Genomic DNA, 18,347 nt, shown 5'->3' on the forward strand with positions numbered 1-18,347 from the left:
GGGCGGAGGGCGGACGGCGGAGGGCGCCGGGCGACGCCACGCCGCCGCGTACGGTGGACGCGACGAGAGGCGCACCCATGCAGCAGGACCAGCACGACGACCAGGGGCACGACGCGGCCCGCGACGCCGACTTCGCGGAGAAGCGGCACGAGCAGCTGACGACGGCGCCGAAGGCGGTGGAGTCGGATGCGGCGCCGCGCGTCGACGTGAGCGAGCAGGAGGACGGCGTGACGCGCATCGACGTCGCGGAGACCGCGTCGGTGCGGCCCGGGAAGACGACGCCGGCGCGCGAGTCGTGAGCGGCGCGGGCATCGTCACCGGCACGACGGCGGCCCCGCGCGACGTGCTCGTCCTCGGCGGCACCGCGTGGATCGGCCGGCTCGTCGCGGAGCGGCTGGCGGCACGCGGCGACCGGGTGACGTGCCTCGCGCGCGGCACGGGCGGATCCGCACCCGCGCTCACGCGGTTCGTCGCGGCCGACCGCGACCTGCCCGACGCGTACGCGGCCGTCGCCGGTGCGGACTGGGACGAGGTCGTCGACCTCGCCTCCTCCGCGGAGCACGCGCGCGCCGCGGTCGCGGCGCTGGGCGAGCGCGCCCGGCACTGGACGTTCGTCAGCACCGTGTCCGTGTACGCGTCGTTCGCGGATCCGGGTGACGACGAGACGGCGGCGCTCGTGGAGCCCGTCGACCTCGAGGAGTACGGCCAGGCGAAGGTCGCGGCCGAGCGCGCGGTGACCGCGGCGCTCGCCGGACGGCGCATGATCGTGCGTCCCGGCCTCATCACCGGACCCGACGACGACAGCGACCGGTTCGGCTACTGGCCGGCCCGCCTCGCGCTCGCGGGCGACGGACCCGTGCTCGTGCCGGACCCGACCGGCCGCCGGTCCCAGGTGATCGACGCGCGCGACCTCGCCGACCTGATCGTCGACGTCGGCGTGCGCGGGCTCGACGGCGTGGTCGACGCGGTGGGCGAGAGCGTGCCGCTCGCGGACGTGCTGGACCTCGCGGCGGAGGCGGCGGGATCCAGGGGCGAGCGCGTGGTGGCGACCGACGCGCAGCTCGCGGACGCCGACGTGCGGCACTGGGCGGGCCCGCGCTCGCTGCCGCTCTGGCTGCCGGGCACGGCGGCCGGGATGCTGGCGCGCAGCGATGCGGGGATCCGCGCGCTCGGGTTCCGGCGACGACCGCTCGCCGAGACGATGCGCGACGTGCTCGCCGACGAACGCGAGCGCGGGCTCGACCGGCCGCGTCTGGCCGGCCTCACGCGCGACGAGGAGCTCGCGGTCCTGGCGGCGCTCGGCTGACCCGGCCCCGCGCACGAGCGCCGCGCCCCGTCGAGGACGGGAGCGCGGCGCTCAGGGTGAGGCGGGCGGATCAGCGGATCGCGGCCCGCAGCTCGGCGGCGGCCGCGGCCGGGTCGTCGGCCGAGTAGATGGCGCCGCCCGCGACGGCGACCACGGCGCCCGCGTCCTGCACGTCGCCGATGGTGCCGGGCTTCACGCCGCCCGCGACGGAGAACGCCACGCCGGAGGCCTTGCCGGCCTCGAGCAGGTCGCCGAACGTGTAGCCGTCCTCCGCCTGCTCGTCGAGGCCCGCGTGCATCTCCACGAACTCGGCCCCGAGCTCGGTGACCTCCTTCGCGCGCGTGGCCTTGTCGGCGACGCCGATGAGGTCGACGACGATGCCCTTGCCGTGCTTCTTCGCGGCCTTCACGGCGCCCGCGATGGTGCTGTCGCCCGCGACGCCGAGGACGGTGACGAGGTCGGCGCCCGCGGAGAACGCGATGTCGGCCTCGAGCTCGCCCGCGTCCATCGTCTTGAGGTCGGCGAAGACGATCTTGTCGGGGTGCGCCTCCTTGATCGCGGTGATCGCGGAGAGGCCCTCGGCCTTGATGAGCGGCGTGCCCAGCTCGATGATGTCGACGTGCGGCGCGGCCTTGCCGGCCAGCTCGAGCGCGTCCTTCGTCGTGAGCACGTCCATGGCTACCTGGAGCTTCATGCGGTTCCTCTTCCTGTCGTGATGAATGGGGTGGGGATCGAGCGACCGACGGTCACTCGAGGTTGGCGTGGCGCGGCCACAGGTCGTCGGCCGAGAGGCCGGACGCCTGCCACAGCGCGTGGAACACGGCGTCGCCGACGAGCGCGACCGAGAGCTCGAAGAGCCCGCCCGCGTACTGCGCCGAGACCGTGCCGCCGTGGTCCTGCTTGGCGGCCGCGGGGATCAGCACGGTCACGTCCGCGAGGTCGGCGAGCGGCGAGTCGTCGGCCGTCGTGAGCGCGACGATCCGGGCGCCGATGTCGTGGGCGGTCTTCGCGGCGCTGACGATGCCTGCGGTTGTGCCGGATCCGCTCGCGACCAGGAGGACGTCGCCTTCCTCGATCGCGGGCGACGTGGCCTCGCCGACGACGTGCGCGTCGAGCCCGAGGTGCATGAACCGCATGGCGGTCATGCGGAGCGCGAGGCCCGAGCGGCCGGCGCCGAGGGCGAAGACGCGGCGGCCGTCGCGGATCACGCGGGCCGCCTCGTCGAGGCGCTCCGCGAGGTCCGGGTCCGTCAGCGCGCGCGCGACGCGGGCGTTCTCGTCGGAGATGAGCGTGAGCGCCGCGGCGACGTCGACGGGGGCGTCGCCGGTCGGGCGGGGGTGCGTCGTGTTCGTCACCTGTCGAGGGTGCTCCTCGCGGCCCGTCCGTGCGGCCCACCCGATGGGTGGATCCGCCTACCCGTCCGAGCAGGTCGCCATCGCCGTCGGGGCGGATCGGGTGGGCGTACGGTGGCGGGATGCCGTCCCGGACCCACCCCGTCGATCCCGCCGCCCGTCCCGCGCCCGCGTCCTCCGACGCCGTCGCGCTCCTCGACGGGCTGCACGACGCGCTCGCCGCCCCGCTGCAGGAGGTGGCCGGTGCGCTGTCCGCGCTGCTGCAGCCGGTGGTCGGGCACCGGGCCCTCGTGATCTTCACGGAGGACTGCACCGGCCGCCCCCGCAAGAAGGCGGGCGAGGCCGAGGTCGTGGAGAACGTGACGATCGCCGAGCTCGACCGGATCCTGGCGAGCCTCGCCGACGGGTCCGCCGACGCCGGCTCCGCCTGGGCCGTCGAGCACCCCGTCGGCGGCCGGCCGCGCGCGATCGCCGCCTGGCGCGCCGACACGGGTGCGCTCCTCGTGCTCGTGGATCCCGTCACCGGGCACGACGACGTGCCCGCCGCCCGCGAGCTGGTGCGGGCGCTCTGGCGGAGCGTGGCCCACGGGATCCGGCAGCAGGTCGCCGCCGCACCGCCCGCCTACCTCGCGGAGGCGCGCGCGGTCTCCTCCGAGCGCGCCCGCGTCGTGTCCGAGCTGGGCGACGCGCACGCCACCACCCTGGAGTCGCTGCTCGCGGTGCTCCGCTCCTCCCGCACGGGCGACGCGGCCGCCCGGCAGACCGCGGCCGAGCTCGCGACCAACGCCATGGTCGAGCTGCGCGCGGCGAGCGACCGCGACCGCTCGCTCGGCGAGGAGCCCGTGGCGCGCGCCTTCGCCCGGCTCCGCGACGACCTCCGTCCGCTCGTGCGGTTCCGGGACCTCGACGTGCAGTTCGTCGAGCCGCCCGTCGACGGCCGCGCGCTCCCGGGCGAGGTCGCGCACGCGGGCCGGGCCATCGTGCGCGGCGCCGTGCTCGCGCTCGTCGAGCAGCCGGACGTGACGCGCGTGCGGATCCAGTGGGACTGCGACGGCAGCAACCTGCTCGTCGGGATCCGCGACGACGGCGCGGGCGCCACGACCGCCGACCTCGACGCGCTCCGCCGCCTCACCGATCGCGTGGCCGCGCTCGACGGGGCGCTCGACGTGACGGCGACGCCCGGCTGGGGATCCGAGATCGCCGTGCGCCTGCCCCTCGACGCGCCCGCGGCCGGCCTCGACGCCGCGGGGGAGGCGGGGCTCAGCGCGCGCGAGCGGGAGGTGCTCGCCCTCGTGGCCGGCGGATCCCGCAACCGCGCCATCGCGACCTCGCTCGGGATCAGCGAGAACACCGTGAAGTTCCACGTCGCGAACCTGCTGCGGAAGATGGGCGCCTCCACGCGCGCCGAGCTCGCGGGGCTCGTGCGGGGCTGACGGCGGGCGGTGGCGCTCGCAGCGGATGCCGGAGTTAACCCCACGGAAACCTCAGCTCCGTAAGGTATTGATCACCGCCGCCCGCCCGAACGAGGATGTCCCCGCATGCGCCCTGCTCCCACCCGCCGCCCCTCCGGAGCCCGGCGCTCCGGCGCCATCGCCCTCGTGGCGGGCCTCTCCGCCACCGCGGCGCTCGGCCTCGGCGTCGCCCCCGCATCGGCCGCCGAGGGGGACGTGGCCATCGACGTCTACTCGATCAACGACTTCCACGGCCGCCTCGAGACCACGTCGTCCACCGCGGGCGCCGCCGTGATCTCGGGCGCGTTCCAGCAGGCGAAGGCGGAGAACCCGAACAGCACGCTCATCAGCGCGGGCGACAACATCGGCGCGAGCACCTTCACGTCGCTGTCGCAGCAGGACCAGCCGACCATCGACGCGCTGAACGCGATGGGCGTCTCCGTCTCCACGCTCGGCAACCACGAGTTCGACCAGGGCCGCGACGACGTCGACGGCCGCGTCGTCCCCGCATCCGACTTCCCCTACATCTCGGCGAACCTCTACGAGAAGGGCACGACGGAGCACGCGTACGCGGCGTACGACGTGCAGGAGATCGACGGCGTGCGCGTCGCGTTCGTCGGCGCCACCACGGAGGCGCTGCCCGAGCTCGTGAGCCCCGCCGGGATCGCGACCCTCGATGTCGGCAGCGTCGTCGACGCCTCCACCGCCACCGCCCGCGCGCTCCGCGACGGCGACGACGCGAACGGGGAGGCCGACGTGGTCGTGCTCGTCGTGCACGAGGGCGCGTCCACCTCCGACGAGTCGTCCCTCACGGACGGCTCGGTCTTCGGCCGCATCGTCACGGGCGTGCAGCAGGACGTCGACGCCGTGGTCTCCGGCCACACCCACCTCGGCTACGACTACGAGCTGCCGGTCGCGGGCAAGGCCCTGCCGCTGCCGGTGCTCCAGACCGGCAGCTACGGCACGAACCTCGGGCGCCTGTCGCTCACGGTGGATCCGGCCACGAAGGCCCTCACGTCCATCTCATCGGAGCTCGTGCCGCTGCTCACCGCCGACGGGAAGCCGGCGTTCCCGGCGGATCCCGCGGTGCAGCGCATCGTCGACGCCGCGGTCGCGAGGGCCGAGGTCATCGGCAGCCGCACGGTCGGCGAGATCACGGGCGACATCACGCGCGCCCGCCAGGCGGACGGCTCCGAGAACCGCGGCGGCGAGTCCACGATCGGCAACCTCGTCGCCGACGCGCAGCTGTGGGCGACGCAGGCGGACCTCGGCACCGAGATCGCGTTCATGAACCCGGGCGGCATCCGCCAGGACCTCACCGTCGCGTCCTCGGGCGCCGGCGACGCGGAGGGCGAGGTGACCTACAAGGAGGCCGCCATCGTGCAGCCGTTCGCCAACACGCTCACGGTCGCGAGGATCACGGGCGCGGGCGTCAAGGCCGTGCTCGAGCAGCAGTGGCAGCCCGAGGGCTCGTCGCGGCCGTTCCTCAAGCTCGGCCTCTCGCGCGACCTCACCTACACGTACGACCCGACGGCCGCGCGCGGCGAGCGGATCACGGGCGTGTTCTTCCAGGGCGAGCCGGTGGACCCCGCGCGCGTCTTCACGATGGTCGCGAACAGCTTCCTCGCGGAGGGCGGCGACAACTTCACGGAGCTCGCGAACACGACCGAGCAGAGCGACTCGGGCCGCGTCGACCTCACGGCGTTCGTCGACTACATCACCGAGTTCTCGCCCGTCGAGCCCGACTCGGCGACGCGCTCCATCGGCGTCGTCGACACGACGGGCGCCGCGCCCGCGGGCGGCCAGGAGCGCACCTACGAGCTCTCGTCGCTGCTCGTCTCGAACGCGCCCGTGCAGGACACCGAGGTCGTGACGCTCATCGACGGCGAGGAGGTCGCGCGCACGCCGATCGACGCCGCCGTGGTCGACACGACCGACGAGCAGGGCCGCGCGAGCGTCCGGTTCACGGTGCCGGCCGGCCTCACGGCGGGACCGCATCAGCTGGCGTTCCTGCTGCCGAGCACGGGGGCATCGGTGCTCTACGCGCTCGACACGTCGGCCGGATCCGTCGTCCCGTCCGGCACGGGCACGGTGCCCGCGCCCAGCTCCGAGCCGACGCTCGCGGCGACCGGATCCGAGGCCGGCCCCGTGCTCGGGACCTCGCTCGCGGCGCTCGCCCTGGGCCTCGCGCTCGTCGCGTTCCGCCACCGGATGTCGACCGCTGCGCGCCGCTGACGCGGACGCGTCCGTGACGGACGGGGCGGGTGCCGGACGACCGGTGCCCGCCCCGTCCGCGCATCCGACCCCGGCCTACGCTGGAGCGGTGTTCGAACTCCACCACCTCAGCGCCCAGGACCAGTGGGACCAGCTCCAGCGCGGCGAGGTCACCCCGACCGAGCTCGTGACCCACTACCTCGAGCGCATCGAGCGGCTGGATCCGCAGCTCGGCGCCTTCACGACCGTCACCGCCGACCGCGCCCTGGAGCGCGCCCGGTTCGTCGAGCGCGAGGTCCCCCGCACCGCGCCGCTCTGGGGCCTGCCGTTCGGCGACAAGGACCTCTCCGAGCGCGCCGGCGTCCGCACCACGTTCGGCTCGCGCCTCTTCCGCGACCACGTCTCCGACCGCACCGACGCGATCCCGCAGGCGCTCGACGACGCGGGCGGCATCAGCCTCGGCACGACGAGCGCCCCCGAGTTCGGCCTGCCGTCGTACACGGAGAGCCTCGTGGCCCCGCCCGCCCGGACTCCCTGGGACACGACGCGCGGCGCCGGCGGATCCAGCGGGGGAGCGGCCGTCGCGGTCGCGGCGGGCCTCCTCCCGTTCGCGCCCGGATCCGACGGCGGCGGGTCGGTGCGCATCCCCGCGGCGGCCACGGGCCTCGTCGGCCTCAAGCCGTCGCGCGGCCTCGTGCCCGCGGGATCCGGCCAGGAGTCGCTCGCGGGCCTCGTGGTGCCCGGCCCGCTCGCGCGCAGCGTCGCGGACGCTGCCATGCTGCTCGACGCGATGATCGGCCGGGTCAACGGCCGCATCCCGCACCCCTTCACCCTCCGCGCACCCGAGGATCACGACGGCGACCTCCTCGGCGCGGCGGTCCGCGGCGAGGGCCGGTTCCAGATCGGCGTGATGACGACCACGCCCTGGGACGACGCCTACGAGATCGTGCGCGACCCGTCCGCCGACGACGCCCTCGCCCTCGCCGTGCGCGAGCTGGCGACCATCGGACACGGGCTCGAGGACCTCGCGCTCCGGCCGGATCCCACCTACGCGCCCGCGTTCCGCACCATCTGGCAGGCGGGCGCCGCGGGGATCCCGGCCGAAGGCGCGCAGCTCGACCTCCTCGAACCGCTCACGCGCTGGCTCGTGGAGCGCGGCCGGGCCCTCTCGGCGCGCGACCTCGCCCGCGCGCTCGCGCAGCTGACGGCCTACGAGCGCAGCGTCATCGCGCAGTTCGCCCACGTCGACGCCGTGCTCACGCCCGCCCTCGCGCAGGAGCCGCGCCCGGTCGGCTGGTACGACGCCGAGGACGGCGAGCGGAACTTCGCGCAGCAGGTGGAGTACACCCCCTACACGTCCTTCGCGAACGTCACGGGCCTGCCGGCCATCACGCTCCCGGTGCACCTCACCGACGACGGCCTGCCCATGGGCGTGCAGCTCATCGGGAAGCCGGGCGGCGAGGCGACGCTCCTCGCGATCGGGCGGCAGCTCGAGCGGCGGCTGCACTGGCAGCGCCGGCACCCGCCGCAGTGGTGACCGGCCGGATCAGACGAGCCCGCCCACGCCCTTGACGATCGCCGTCACGGCGCCCGCGAAGGCGAGCACCACGACGGCGGCCCGCGCGCCGCGGGTCGGGATCCGGGGCGCGAGCAGCGTCCCGGCGCCGACGCCCGCGACGAGCGTGACCACGATGCCGACCCACGCGGCCGTGCCGAGATCCGGCCAGCGGTCGGGCGCGAGCACGAGCTTCGTGATCAGCGACACCGCACCCGTGGTGAGGAAGAACGGCTGCAGGGTCGCGGCGAACCCGCGCTGCTCCCACCGGCTGACGACCGCGTAGACGCTCACGCTGGGGCCGCCGATGCCGGCCGCCGCGTTCATCACGCCCGCCGCGAAGCCGAAGCCGGCCATGACGCCCGGGCCGTCGATCACCCGGGTCGTCCGTCGGAGCGCGAGCGAGGTCGTGAGCGCGGCGACGAGCAGCAGTCCGATCCCGATCTCGAGCGCGGGGTCCGGCAGCAGGTAGGCGAGCAGAGCGCCGGGCACGATGCCCACCACGGCGGGCCCCGCCAGCAGGAGGTAGCGCCGCCACTCCACGTCGCGCCGCACGCCCGCGAGGATCAGCGACGCGGAGAGCACGCTGCACAGGTTGACGATCATCACGCCGTCGAACGGCCCGAGCAGGATCACGAGCACGGGCGCCACGACGAGCGCGAAGCCGAGGCCCGTCACCCGCTGCGCGACCGCGCCCACGAACACGGCGACGAGGACGGGGGCGATCACCCTGACATCCTCCCGTGGATCCCGGCCCCGATCCGCCGCCGGCCATCGCCTCCGGAGGTAAGGCATGCCATACTTAGGCTGTGCTTACCTCCACCGCGACCCTCGCCAGCAGCACGGCAGACGACGAGGCCGCGGGCGCGGAGCAACCCGAGGTCGAGCGCCCCGCGTACCGTCCGTTCGCGGCCCGGGTCGCGCGCACCGAGCGCGTCAGCCCGACGTTCCTGCGGATCACGTTCCGGAGCGACGACCTCCGCGACTTCGGGGACGAGTGCCTCGACCAGCGCATCAAGCTGCTGCTCCCCGTCGCGGAGCACGGGCTGCCCGACCTCACCGGGGTCGGCGGCGACGACTGGTTCGCCTGGTGGCGCGCCCTGCCCGACGCCGAGCGCAACCCGCTGCGCACCTACACGTCCCGCGCGGTCCGCCGCGAGCTCGGCGAGGTCGACGTCGACTTCGCGCTGCACGGCGACATGGGTCCGGCCTCCCGCTGGGCCGGCTCCGCGCAGGTCGGCGACGAGATGGTCCTCATCGGCCCGGATGCGCTGAGCCCCGCGCGCGGTCTCGGCATCGAGTGGCACCCGGGCGCCGCCCGCTCGCTGCTCCTCGCGGGCGACGAGACGGCCGCGCCCGCCATCTGCAACATCCTCTCCTCGCTCCCGGACGACGCCGTCGGTTGCGCCTTCATCGAGGTGCCCGTCACGGGCGACCGCCTCGACGTGCGCGTGCCGAAGGGCGTGCGCCTCACCTGGCTGCCGCGCGACGGCCGCCCGAACGGATCCCGCCTCGAGGAGGCCGTGCGCCACTGGGTGGACTGCCACGTCAAGGTCGGCGCCATCGCGGTCCCCGAGGTCGCGCTCGCCGATGAGGCGCAGCCGATCGCGGAGGACGATGCCGATGGCATCGTCTGGGACGCGCCCGTCGTCCACGAGGGCTCCACGCTCTACGCGTGGCTCGCGGGGGAGTCCGGCTGCATCAAGGCGCTCCGCCGCTTCCTCGTGCGCGACACGGGCATCGATCGTCGTCAGGTCGCCTTCATGGGCTACTGGCGCCGCGGCGCGGCGGAGGGGTCCTGACCATGGCCGGAGCGACCCGCTCGCGCACGCGCAAGGACGTGAAGCGCCAGGTGCTGCTCGTCACAGACGAGACCGGCCTCGCCGAGACGCAGGCCGCGCTCGCCGCCCTGCCCCTCTGCACGCGCGGCAGCGTCTTCGTCGAGGTGCCGGACGCGTCCGTCGAGGTCGCGCTCGCGCACCCGCCGCGCATGGTCGTCACCGTGATCTCCCGCGCCGGCCGTGGAGCCGACGGCGCACCCGCGGAGCCGATGACCGCGGTCGCGCGGGCGGTCGGCGCGTGGGCCAGCGAGATGATGGTCTTCTCCGCGCCGATCTCCGACGAGCACCCGGTCACCGAGGTCAGCGTGCTGCTCGGCGGGCACGTGGGCGGCCACGACGACCTGCTGCACTTGCTCGCGACCCGCTGAGGCGGAGCCGCCTCAGCGCCGGGCGGGCTCGTCCGTCCCGGCCGCCCGCTCCAGGGCCGCCCAGAGGTCGCGGCCCAGCTGCCGGTCGGCGGCCTGCGCGGTCGTCTTCCCGTCGGGCGTGAGCTGGTCGAAGTACGTGCCGTTCGGCGCGGCGAGGTCCGGCACCGACGCGAGCTGCACGAGGGGCACGGCGCCCGCCTCGGCCGAGATCCCGTACGCGCCCATGGAGAGCGCGAGCAGCGCCTTCATCACGGTGCTGTCGGATCCGAACGACGTGCGCACGAGGCCCGGGTGGAACGAGCAGGCTTCGATGCCGCGCGGTCCGACGCGCTCGGCGAGCGTGCGCATCATCAGGATCATCATCGCCTTCGACGTGCCGTAGGCCTGCCAGCCGCCGAGCCACGGGCGTCGGCGCCAGTCGAGGTCGTCGAGTCGCACGCGGCCCCAGAGGTTCGCGCGGCTCGCCGTGCCGATGACGCGCACCGGGCTCTCCTCGGCGCCGAGGGCCTCCTGCGTCTCCTCCAGGCGGGGCAGGAGCAGGCGCGTGAGGAGGAACGGCGCGAGGACGTTGCGCTGGAACGTGGTCTCGTGGCGGTCGGCCGTCATGCCGCGCCGGGGCACCAGGCTGCCGGCGTTGAGGGCCAGCACGTGGATCCGCGGGCACGTCACGAGGAGCGTCGCGGCCAGCGCGCGCACCTCGTCCAGCCGGTCCATGTCGGCGAGGACGTGCCGCGCGCCCAGCTCGGCGGCGATGCCGCGCGTGCGCTCGGGATCGCGGCCGACCACGACGACGTCGGCGCCGCGCGCGTGCAGCTCGCGGGCCGCGATGCGCCCGAGGCCGGAGCTCGCGCCCGTGATGACGATGGTGCGGCCGTCGAGCGGGCCGGTCACCGGTAGCCGCCCTTCTCCAGGCCCGCCTCGACCTCGAACCGGTTGCGCAGCGGATCCCGCCCCGCCCACCAGTAGAGGAGCGGCATCAGCAGCCCGTACCGACGCCACTGCACGACGTGCACGGCCTCGTGCTCGAGCACCGCGGGCCCCGCGTTGTCGCGCGTGAGGTAGACGCGGCCGACGCACGTGCCGCCGCGGCCGAACACCCAGGACGGCAGGCCCGTGAGCACGATGAGGTCGCCGTGGCGGCGCACCTCGCCCGTGCTGAGCGGCAGGCCGATGGCGAGGCCCACCGCGGTGGCGACGCCGCTGCCCGCCCGGGAGAGCGGCGAGTCCAGCAGGACGCCGCGGACGGCTCCTGCCACGGCGCCGACACCGGACCGGATCACGTGGTCGGCCGCCCGTACGTCTCGAGCAGGCGCAGCCACACCTCGCTGATGGTGGGGTACGACGGCACCGCGTGCCAGAGGCGCGTGAGCGGCACCTCGCCGACGACGGCGATGGTCGCGGAGTGCAGCAGCTCGGCGACGTCCTGGCCGACGAAGGTGACGCCGACGATGACGCCGCGGTCCTCGTCGACGACCATGCGCGCCCGGCCGGTGTAGCCGTCGGCGTGCAGGCTCGAGCCCGCGACGGATCCGAGGTCGTAGTCGACGACGCGCGTGCGGAGTCCGGCGTCCTCCGCCGCCTTCGCCGTGAGGCCGACGCTCGCGACCTCGGGGTCGGTGAACGTGACCTGCGGGACGGCGCGGTGGTCGGCGGTCGCGACGTGCACGCCCCACGGGGAGTCGTCGACGGTGCCGCCGGTCGCGCGCGCCGCGATGACCTCGCCCGCGGTGCGCGCCTGGTACTTGCCCTGGTGGGTGAGGAGCGCGCGGTGGTTGACGTCGCCGACGGCGTAGAGCCACGGCGTATCCGCGTTGACCGCGCCCGTGACGAGCATCGTGTCGTCCACGTCGAGGTACGCGCCGGCCTCGAGGCCCACGGTGTCGAGCCCCAGGTCCTCGGTGCGCGGCGTGCGGCCGGTGGCGACGAGCACCTCGGCGGCCGTGACCGTGGATCCGTCGGACAGCTCCACGGTGACCTCGTCGCCGTCACGCGCGACCCGGGAGGGCGAGGCGCCGAGGCGCACGTCGACGCCCATGCCGCGGAGGCTGTCGGCGACGAGCTCGCCCGCGAAGGGCTCCTGCCCGCCGAGCAGTCCGCTCCGCGCGATGATCGTGACGGCGCTGCCGAGCGACGCGAACGCCGTGGCCATCTCGGCCGCCACCACGCCGCCGCCGATGACGACGAGGGAGGTCGGCACGACCTCGACGCTGGTGGCCTCGCGGCTCGTCCACGGCTGCGCCTCGGCGAGGCCCGGGATGTCGGGCAGGAGCGCCGCGGTGCCGGTGGAGACGACGACGGCGTGCGCGGCCTCGTGCTCGGTGACGGATCCGTCGGGCGCGGTGACCGTGACGCGGCGCGGCCCGGAGATGCGCCCGTGGCCGCGCGCGAGGTCGATGCCGATGCCCTCGAGCCAGCCCACCTGCCCCTGGTCGTCCCAGGAGCTGGTGAAGGAGTCGCGGCGCTTCAAGACCGCGGCCACGTCGAGCTCGCCCGTCACGGCCTCCTTCGACCCGGCGACGGCGCGCGCCGCGCGGAGGGCGCTGCCCGAGCGGAGGAGCGCCTTGCTGGGCATGCAGGCCCAGTAGGAGCACTCGCCTCCCACGAGCTCGGACTCGACGACGAGCACGGAGAGCCCGCCCTGCTTCGCGCGGTCGGCGACGTTCTCGCCGACGGGGCCGGCACCGATGACGATGAGGTCGTAGGAGGTCATGGTGCCGACCCTACGCCCGGCCCCCGACGCGATCGCCGGGCGCCTTCGGTCGGCGGATCAGCGCCCGACGAAGTCCGCGGGACGACGCTCCGCGGCGGCCCGCATGCCGCGGGCCGCGTCCTCCGATCCGGCCAGACGCACGAGCTCCGCCGGGAGCGCCTCGGCCGCCGACTGGTGTCCGTCGCGGACGGCGGCCCGGGCGTTGCGGAGCGTCGCCTGCACGGCGAGCGGGGCCTGCGCCGCGATGCGCTCGGCGATCCGGATCGCGGCCTCCAGCTGCTCGCCGTCCGGCACGACCAGCTGCACGATGCGCATCCGCCTGGCCTCCTCCGCGTCGAAGAGGTCGCCCGTGAGGATCCAGCGCATGGCGTCTCCCCAGCCCGCGACCGCGGGGAAGCGGAGGGTCGCGCCGCCGAACGGCAGGATCCCGCGCGCGACCTCGATCTGCCCGAAGCGCGTGCCGGCGGCTGCCACCACGACGTCGCTCGCGAGGGCCAGCTCGATCCCGAGCGTGAGGCACGTGCCCTGCACCGCCAGGACCACGGGCTTCCCGACGCCGTCCCCCGACATCCGCCACGGGTCGACGCCGTCGTCCGGCACCGTGTCGAGGCCGCCGCCCGGGCCCCGGCCGATGTGCGGCGCCACGTCGGCGAGGTCGAGCCCGCCGGTGAAGTGGTCGCCGACGGCGTGCACGACGCCGACCCGCAGCTCCGGGTCGCGGTCGAGCAGCCCGTAGGCGCTCGCGAGCTCGCGGAGCATCCGCATGTCGGCGGCGTTGCGCTTGGCCGGCCGGTCGAGGCCGATGAGCAGCAGGTGGCCGCGGCGCTCGACGCGCACCCGGGGTGCGTCGTCGGCCCGGGGGTCTGCGGTGGATGCGGTGCGGGCGTCGTCGCTCACGGCGGTCTCCTTCGATCGTCCGTCCCAGCCTCGCAGGGGCGGGCGCGCGGCGCGACCTCCCGGTCGGGTCACACGGGCCCGGTCAGCGCCCCGATGATCCGCAGGATGGTGCCCATGTCGTCCACGGCCGCTGCGGGGGAGGAGGGCGCGAACTCGGTGATCCCGGCGCCCGCGAGCCCGAACGACCGGCGCAGCGCCTTGATCGACGCGGTCACGACCTGCGCGTCGAGCCCGAACGGCTCGGGGTAGCCGACGCCGGACATGGCGGCGGGATCGAGCACGTCGAGGTCGACGTGGATGTAGACGTGCGCGGCACCGGTCGCGGCGACCGCCTGGACGAGCGCCTCCGGCCCGACCGCGTCGGCGCCGACGAGCGCGATGCCGCGCGCGTCCACGAGGTCGGACTCGGCGTCGTCGAGGGCGCGCACGCCCGCGAGCACGACGCGGTCGGCGGTGACGGCGCCCGCGGGGAGCTCGAGCCCGTCGACGCCCTCGCCGATGACGGCGCGCAGCACCATGCCGTGGAACGCGCCGCTCGGCGACGACGCGGGGGAGTTGAGGTCGGCGTGGGCGTCGAGCCAGACGACCGCGAGCCCCGGGTGCGCGGCGGCCGCGTGCCCGATGGACGCGATCTCCACCCCGCAGTCGCCGCCGATCGTGACGACGGGCGACGCCCCGGAGCCCGACGCCGCCTGCAGCGCCGCCTCCTGGCGCGTGCGCACCGCGAGCAGCGACGCGTAGCGGAGCACGCCCGTGCCGAGCGACTCGCCCGCCTCGACGGGCACGTCCACGACGCGCGTGGCCGATGCGGGCAGGTCGCCGCGTATCGCCTCCGCCCCGTCCGCGAGCCTCATGGCGCGGGACGAGCCCGAGCCCTGCCATTGGGGGACGACGACGAAGGAGGCGGGCACACCCCAGTATCGCGTGGGCGGGCGGACATGGCGATGCCCGCCCTCGCCGTGGTATCCGGGAGGGCGGGCATCGTCGTGGGGAGGAGCGGCGCTACTCCATGTCGCGGTAGCGCTTCGCCTCGGCGAGCGCGGCGCGGAGGCCCGCGGCGTCGAGCTTCGGCCCGTAGCCGGGGGTGTCGCGCTGGATGCGCCAGCCCTCCGCGAGCGGTCCCGCGTCGACGGCGTCGAAGCCGAAGGAGTCGAGGATCGAGGTGACGGTCGCCTTCGCCTCGGCGTCGTCGCCCGCGATCACGAGCGCGCGGCGGTCCGGCGTGCCGGCGGGGGTGCCGTCGGTGGTGAGGTCGGCGGCGTAGATGTGGTTGAACGCCTTGACGACCTTCGACTCGGGCAGGTGCCGCTGCAGCATCTCCGCGGTCGTCGTGGTCTCGTCGTCGAGCTCGGCGATGTGGCCGTCGCGCTCCGGGTAGTAGTTGTCGGTGTCGATCACGACCTTGCCCGCGAGGGGCGCGACCGGGACGGTGTCGATGTTCTTCAGCGGGATGGTGACGACGACGATCTCGCCGGCCTCCGCGACCTCCTGCACGGTGGCGGCGCGGGCGCGGTCGCCCAGCTCGTCGATGAGGTCGGTCAGGGTCTCCGGGCCGCGCGAGTTCGCGATGACGACGTCGTGGCCGGTGGAGGTGAACAGGCGGGCGAGCTGGCTGCCGATGAGTCCGGCGCCGATGATTCCGATGTTGGTCATGCTGAGGGGAACGGCGTCTGGTCGGGCGGAATTCCCCGCGCGGACGACGACGGGCGCCGCCCCGGAGGACGGCGCCCGTGGATCCGGTCGCGGGCTACTCGCCGGACGTGACCTGCTTCGGCGCGGATCCGCCGGACTTGAGCGCGGCCAGGCGCGCCTCGACCTCGGTCAGCTCGCCGAGGTCCTCGAGCTCCTCGAACTGCGCGTCGAGGCTGGAGGCCTGCAGCTCCTCGGCGCCGCGGACGCGGGCCTCCTCGCGGCGGATCTTCTGCTCGAAGCGGCTGACCTCGCTGGTGGGATCCATGATGTCGATGCTCTTCATCGCGTCCTGGACCTGCGACTGCGCCTGCACCGTCTTCTGGCGGGCGTTCAGCTCGTCCCGCTTCGACGAGAGCTGCTGGAGCTTGCCGCGCATCGTGTCGAGGCCCTGCTTGAGCTTCTCGACGACCTCGGTCTGCGACGCGATGGTCGGCTCGGCGCCCTTGGCCTCGCTCTCCGACTGCATCTGGCGCTGGAGCGCGACGCGGGCGAGCGCGTCGAACTTGTCGGCGTTCGGGGTGTTGCCGGCGTTGCGGTACTCGTCCGCCTTCTGGCTCGCGGCGAGGGCCTTGCGACCCCAGTCGCCCGCGGCCTGGACGTCCTCGCGGTGGTCGTCCTCGATCATCCGGAGGTTGCCGATGGTCTGGGCGACGGCGCTCTCCGCCTCGCGGATGCTCTCCGTGTAGTCGCGGACCATCTGGTCCAGCATGAGCTGCGGGTCCTCGGCCTGGTCGATGAGGTTGTTGATGTTGGCCTTCGCGAGCTGGGCGATGCGGCCGAGGATGGACTGCTTGGACATGGGTGCTGCTCCTTCTCGTCTGGTGCTTCGTCGGAATGGGTTGATCATGGGTCGCTCTCGTTCTCGTCGTCCTGCTGGTCGTCGCTAGAAGTCGCCGCCGCTGAAGCCGCCGCCGCCTCCGCCGAAGCCGCCGCCACCGAAGCCGCCTCCGCCGCCTCCGCCGAAGCCCCCGCCGCTGAAGCCGCCGCCTCCGCCGCCACCCCAGCCGCCGCCTCCGCCGCCACCCCAGCCGCCGCCGCCTCCTCCGCTGAGCAGGCCGCCGATGATGCCGCCCATGATCGCGCCGCCGAAGGCGTCCCCGCCCCCGCGGCCGCCCATCATGCCGCCGCCGTAGCCGCCGTATCCGCCGCCCTGGTCGAGGTCGCGCTGCGCGGCCTCGATGGCCTGCGCCGAGTAGGAGGTCGCGGCCTGGGCCGCGGCGACCGCCCGGACGGGATCGCGGGGTGCTGCCTCGTGCGCGTCGTCGAGCGCGCGCTGCGCATGGGCGAGGCGCGTGCGCGCCTCCTCGCCGATGCCGCCGCGGCGCGTGGAGATGAAGTCGCGCGCGGTCGCCACCTGGCTCTCGGCGGTCGAGAGCGCCCGGGGCAGGTAGCCGATCGCTCGCTGCACCTGCTCCTGCTGCTCGCGCACGGGCGCGAGGGCCTCGTCGAGCCGCGCCTCCGCCTCCTGCAGCAGCGTCACGCTCGTGAGCGGATCCGCGAGCCGGCCCTGCAGCGGCTTCGCGTCGGCGATGGCCTGCTCGGCGGCCTCCACGAGGCGGGTCAGCTCGGGCATGCGCCCGCCGCGCTGGGCGGCGCGGGCGTCCTGGATGTCACTGCGGACGTCGGCGATCTCCTCCTCGACGCGCGTGGACGCGTGCTCGAGGTCGGAGGACACGCGGTCGACCGCGTCGAGCAGCTGCCCCGCCTGGCCGACCGCCTGTTGCGCGGCGCGGACCTTGACCGCGATCTCGCCGGTGGACGCGCGGTCGCCCACGCGGATCGCCTCGGCGGCCTCCTGCGCGGTGTCGGTCGCGAAGGAGAGGAGCGAGCGGGCCTGGTCGACGTTGCCGGTGACGGTCGTCATCGAGGGGCCGGCGTAGCGGCGGCCGAGGAGGTCCACCGCCTCCTGCGTGCGCTCGATGCGGGTCTTCAGCGCCTCGGCGTCGGTGACGATGGCCGCGAGGGTCTGCGGCGCGTTCTGCTCGAGCGCGCGCAGCTCCTCGAACGACTCGGCCTGCGCGTCGAGCTCGGCGCGCGCCTCCTCGCACAGCTCGACGATGCGGGCGGCCCAGGTGCGGCGCTCCTCGTCGGTGTCCTCGATCGTGTCGTCGAGCTTCTGCTTGAGGGCGAACGCCTCGCGGACCTTGCCGCCCGCGGACGCGAGCACCTCTCTGTACGGGCCGACCGCGCCGGATCCGAACTCCGCCTCCGCGAAGCCCACCTCCTGCTCGCTGGTCTCGAGCGCGTCGTCGAGCTGCACGAGCATGCTGCCCGCGCGCTGCTCGGCGGTGCGCATCTCCTCCAGCACCGCCTGCCGCTTCTGGGCGAGGGCCTTCTTCTTCTTGCGTCGTCCGACGAGCGTCGTGACCACGGCGGCCAGGAGGATCGCGCCGAGCACGTAGAGGAGGACGAGGCCGAAGTCGACGCCGGATCCGTTCCCGCCGGACGGCGTGGAGCCGGTGCCGGCCTCGGTGCCGGTGCCCGTCCGCGACTGGGAGTCGATGCCCTGCGCGGCGGCGATCGCGGCCGCCGCCCAGTTCCCGTCCTGCAGCTCGGGGCGGATCCCGTTCTGCAGGAGCTGGTCGCGGGCCGACTCGGAGAGGTCGGCGGGAGCGCCGAAGGAGACCTGGCGGGCGTCGACGGCCACGGCGAGGAGCGCGTCGGAGTCGCCGAAGCCGTTGGCGGAGTTGGTGGCGCGGCCCCAGGCCTCCTGGTTCGCGGCTCCCGTGAAGGTGTCGACGAACGCCACGTGGAGGGTGATGCCCGTGTCGGTCCGCAGCTGGTCGATCGCCTGCTGGATCTGCTGCTCCTGCGCGGACGTGACGGCGTCGACCGGGTCGAGGATCGCGGCCCCGCCGAAGTCCACCGGCTCCGTGGCCTGCGCCATCTGGGGCACGAGGGCCCCGGCCAGACCGAGCGCGAGCGCGGCCCCGATCAATCTCGCGGACCGCGGCATGCGAC

17 protein-coding genes and 1 pseudogene are annotated in these 18,347 nt (G+C 74.9%); 7 read left to right on the forward strand and 11 right to left on the reverse strand.

Features of this window, described 5'->3' with window-relative positions; genetic code table 11:
* Nucleotides 1–77: 77 nt before the first annotated feature.
* Together ITJ40_RS05530 and ITJ40_RS05535 are read left to right on the forward strand one after the other, a co-directional pair.
* The gene (locus ITJ40_RS05530; protein ID WP_194666110.1) at nucleotides 78–299 is read left to right on the forward strand and encodes a hypothetical protein; all 222 of its coding nucleotides are present in this window, start codon (nucleotides 78–80) and stop codon (nucleotides 297–299) included.
* Nucleotides 296–1,306, forward strand: coding sequence for an NAD-dependent epimerase/dehydratase family protein (locus ITJ40_RS05535; protein ID WP_194666111.1), 1,011 nt, complete (start codon nucleotides 296–298; stop codon nucleotides 1,304–1,306). The genes ITJ40_RS05530 and ITJ40_RS05535 overlap by 4 nt, the downstream gene beginning before the upstream one ends.
* 70 nt (nucleotides 1,307–1,376) lie before the next feature.
* Here ITJ40_RS05535 and hxlA read toward each other — a convergent pair whose 3' ends face one another.
* Nucleotides 1,377–2,000: a 3-hexulose-6-phosphate synthase gene (gene hxlA, locus ITJ40_RS05540; protein ID WP_063072862.1), complete on the reverse strand. Its 624-nt coding sequence runs from the start codon at nucleotides 1,998–2,000 to the stop codon at nucleotides 1,377–1,379.
* 52 nt (nucleotides 2,001–2,052) lie between these two features.
* Nucleotides 2,053–2,661: a 6-phospho-3-hexuloisomerase gene (hxlB, locus tag ITJ40_RS05545; RefSeq protein WP_194666112.1), complete on the reverse strand. Its 609-nt coding sequence runs from the start codon at nucleotides 2,659–2,661 to the stop codon at nucleotides 2,053–2,055.
* Between the two features lie 119 nt (nucleotides 2,662–2,780).
* Here hxlB and ITJ40_RS16985 point away from each other — a divergent pair, with 119 nt between their 5' ends.
* The 3 genes from ITJ40_RS16985 to ITJ40_RS05560 all read left to right on the forward strand — a co-directional run bounded on the left by ITJ40_RS16985 (nucleotide 2,781) and on the right by ITJ40_RS05560 (nucleotide 7,860).
* Nucleotides 2,781–4,091: a LuxR C-terminal-related transcriptional regulator gene (locus ITJ40_RS16985; RefSeq protein ID WP_228511822.1), complete on the forward strand. Its 1,311-nt coding sequence runs from the start codon at nucleotides 2,781–2,783 to the stop codon at nucleotides 4,089–4,091.
* A 105-nt stretch (nucleotides 4,092–4,196) separates the two neighbouring features.
* Nucleotides 4,197–6,344 (forward strand): bifunctional UDP-sugar hydrolase/5'-nucleotidase, encoded by a 2,148-nt coding sequence (locus ITJ40_RS05555; protein WP_194666113.1) that lies wholly within the window; start codon nucleotides 4,197–4,199, stop codon nucleotides 6,342–6,344.
* An 88-nt stretch (nucleotides 6,345–6,432) separates the two neighbouring features.
* Nucleotides 6,433–7,860 carry an amidase gene (locus tag ITJ40_RS05560; protein WP_194666114.1) on the forward strand — a complete coding sequence of 476 codons (1,428 nt, stop codon included), beginning with the start codon at nucleotides 6,433–6,435 and terminating at the stop codon, nucleotides 7,858–7,860.
* Nucleotides 7,861–7,869: 9 nt separating this feature from the next.
* Here the strand turns inward: ITJ40_RS05560 and ITJ40_RS05565 are convergent, their stop codons facing one another.
* A complete protein-coding gene (locus tag ITJ40_RS05565; RefSeq protein ID WP_194666115.1) occupies nucleotides 7,870–8,607 on the reverse strand; it encodes a sulfite exporter TauE/SafE family protein in 738 nt (245 codons plus the stop codon).
* An 80-nt stretch (nucleotides 8,608–8,687) separates the two neighbouring features.
* On the opposite strand from ITJ40_RS05565, the gene ITJ40_RS05570 reads away from it, so the two are divergent.
* Together ITJ40_RS05570 and ITJ40_RS05575 are read left to right on the forward strand one after the other, a co-directional pair.
* Entirely contained in the window at nucleotides 8,688–9,680 is a 993-nt protein-coding gene (locus ITJ40_RS05570; protein WP_194666116.1) for a siderophore-interacting protein, read from the forward strand.
* Nucleotides 9,681–9,682: 2 nt separating this feature from the next.
* The gene (locus ITJ40_RS05575; protein ID WP_194666117.1) at nucleotides 9,683–10,087 is read left to right on the forward strand and encodes an SIP domain-containing protein; all 405 of its coding nucleotides are present in this window, start codon (nucleotides 9,683–9,685) and stop codon (nucleotides 10,085–10,087) included.
* Nucleotides 10,088–10,099: 12 nt separating this feature from the next.
* On the opposite strand, the gene ITJ40_RS05580 is transcribed toward ITJ40_RS05575, so the two are convergent.
* The 8 genes and pseudogenes from ITJ40_RS05580 to ITJ40_RS05615 all read right to left on the reverse strand — a co-directional run bounded on the left by ITJ40_RS05580 (nucleotide 10,100) and on the right by ITJ40_RS05615 (nucleotide 18,342).
* The gene (locus tag ITJ40_RS05580) at nucleotides 10,100–10,978 is read right to left on the reverse strand and encodes an SDR family NAD(P)-dependent oxidoreductase (protein WP_194666118.1); all 879 of its coding nucleotides are present in this window, start codon (nucleotides 10,976–10,978) and stop codon (nucleotides 10,100–10,102) included.
* Nucleotides 10,975–11,367 (reverse strand): Fe-S oxidoreductase, encoded by a 393-nt coding sequence (locus ITJ40_RS05585; protein WP_194666119.1) that lies wholly within the window; start codon nucleotides 11,365–11,367, stop codon nucleotides 10,975–10,977. Before ITJ40_RS05585 ends, ITJ40_RS05580 begins: the two co-directional genes overlap by 4 nt.
* Nucleotides 11,364–12,797 carry an NAD(P)/FAD-dependent oxidoreductase gene (locus tag ITJ40_RS05590; RefSeq protein WP_194666120.1) on the reverse strand — a complete coding sequence of 478 codons (1,434 nt, stop codon included), beginning with the start codon at nucleotides 12,795–12,797 and terminating at the stop codon, nucleotides 11,364–11,366. Before ITJ40_RS05590 ends, ITJ40_RS05585 begins: the two co-directional genes overlap by 4 nt.
* 57 nt (nucleotides 12,798–12,854) lie before the next feature.
* Nucleotides 12,855–13,694 (reverse strand): crotonase/enoyl-CoA hydratase family protein, encoded by an 840-nt coding sequence (locus ITJ40_RS05595; RefSeq protein WP_194666121.1) that lies wholly within the window; start codon nucleotides 13,692–13,694, stop codon nucleotides 12,855–12,857.
* Between the two features lie 68 nt (nucleotides 13,695–13,762).
* The gene (locus tag ITJ40_RS05600) at nucleotides 13,763–14,605 is read right to left on the reverse strand and encodes an arginase family protein (RefSeq protein ID WP_194666122.1); all 843 of its coding nucleotides are present in this window, start codon (nucleotides 14,603–14,605) and stop codon (nucleotides 13,763–13,765) included.
* Between the two features lie 91 nt (nucleotides 14,606–14,696).
* Nucleotides 14,697–15,362 (reverse strand): annotated as a pseudogene (locus ITJ40_RS05605) (NADPH-dependent F420 reductase); the annotation flags it as partial.
* A 79-nt stretch (nucleotides 15,363–15,441) separates the two neighbouring features.
* Nucleotides 15,442–16,185, reverse strand: a complete 744-nt coding sequence (locus ITJ40_RS05610) for a PspA/IM30 family protein (RefSeq protein WP_086520663.1) — start codon at nucleotides 16,183–16,185, stop codon at nucleotides 15,442–15,444.
* An 84-nt stretch (nucleotides 16,186–16,269) separates the two neighbouring features.
* Nucleotides 16,270–18,342 carry a TPM domain-containing protein gene (locus ITJ40_RS05615; protein ID WP_194666124.1) on the reverse strand — a complete coding sequence of 691 codons (2,073 nt, stop codon included), beginning with the start codon at nucleotides 18,340–18,342 and terminating at the stop codon, nucleotides 16,270–16,272.
* Nucleotides 18,343–18,347 lie beyond the last annotated feature (5 nt).

The organism is Clavibacter sp. VKM Ac-2872 (assembly GCF_015351105.1).
Classification (GTDB): domain Bacteria; phylum Actinomycetota; class Actinomycetes; order Actinomycetales; family Microbacteriaceae; genus Clavibacter.